The sequence below is a fragment of the Rhizobium sp. 18055 genome, from assembly GCF_902706285.1.
Taxonomy (GTDB): Bacteria; Pseudomonadota; Alphaproteobacteria; order Rhizobiales; family Rhizobiaceae; genus Rhizobium.
In genome coordinates, this window is the sequence record NZ_CACSKD010000455.1 from 1 (window position 1) to 397 (window position 397).

At 72.0% G+C, this 397-nt stretch carries 1 protein-coding gene; it reads right to left on the reverse strand.

Annotated elements, in window-relative coordinates; all coding sequences use genetic code 11:
* Positions 1 to 209 (reverse strand): hypothetical protein (locus GVL52_RS29985; protein WP_200848067.1); only part of this gene is annotated, 209 nt, incomplete at its 3' end.
* Positions 210 to 397 lie beyond the last annotated feature (188 nt).

Genomic DNA, 397 nt, shown 5'->3' on the forward strand with positions numbered 1-397 from the left:
GACGAGAGGCAGCCGGTCAGGTCGCGCCGCACGGCCTGCGGGGCGATGTCGTCCTCCAGCAGCGCCAGCGTGCGCGTGCCGCCGATCACCAGGTCGGCGCGGCGCAGCAGCGCGAGCGCAGTGGCGCTCAGGCTGGCGGCGCCGTCGTCCAGCACGCCGATCACGCGGCAGGGCTGGGGGTCTTTCTCGAGCAGGTTGGTGGTCGTCATCGTGAGGTGCCGTCAGGCGTTGGCGGCCGGCCCGGAGGCGGCCTCGGTGATCTTGCTGCCGTCGAAATCGCAGACCAGCACGGTGAGGTGGAAGCGGTCGCCGTAGCGGTCGGGCGCCGTCAGCGTCTGCACCACGGCCTGCGCGAGGGCATGGTGGAAGGGCTCGCCCAGGCCCCTGTCTCTTATAC